The following is a 632-nucleotide window of genomic DNA, read 5'->3' on the forward strand; positions in this document are numbered from 1 at the left end:
CTCCTCCAAGAACTGAAGACCAGCACTGAAAATCCAGAACAAGTCCAAAAACTCAAGGAAGCCTATGATAAATTCAACGAAGCATTGGGGCAATCAGAAAATGGGCTTGTCAATCAGGAGGTCTTTAATGCTGCACTTGAGGAGTATAAAAAGGCTGCTCATCTAAAGAAAGATGCAGAGGAAACTGGAGGAACCAGGAATCGTAGAAGTGTTTCCGGTCTTGTTTATGGGTTTGCTACAGGAAGTACCGGGAACGAAAAAAGATCTAGGGATGATTCAGGAAGAGAAAGAGACACTCGTAATTTATATAACGGTCAAAACTTAAACGAGATACCTTTAAAATATATTGCTACTGTAGAAACTGGAACTATTAGAAATATTTCTTTATCAGGGTTCCCAACGGTGGGTAAGGACGGTAAAACTTGGGCTACAATCAAAACAAGAATTGATAGTAATGGAAAACGAGCTGTTTTAACTATTACCGGTCAGTCTCCTAAAAATCTCTATGGGCTATACAATACAACCTTAACAGTAACTGAAGGAAGCGGTCACGTGTCTAGTAAGATTCAAGAGGTTCTGTATCAACTACCAAAACCAGAATTTGATGAATCTCCACTAAATCCAGGAAAGAC

General features: G+C 39.4%; 1 pseudogene. It reads left to right on the forward strand.

The features are described 5' to 3' along the window. Positions 1 to 632 (forward strand): annotated as a pseudogene (locus WKI42_RS10585) (DUF1542 domain-containing protein); the annotation flags it as partial.

The organism is Streptococcus pseudopneumoniae, from assembly GCF_038148935.1.
Classification (GTDB): Bacteria; Bacillota; Bacilli; order Lactobacillales; family Streptococcaceae; genus Streptococcus; species Streptococcus pseudopneumoniae_U.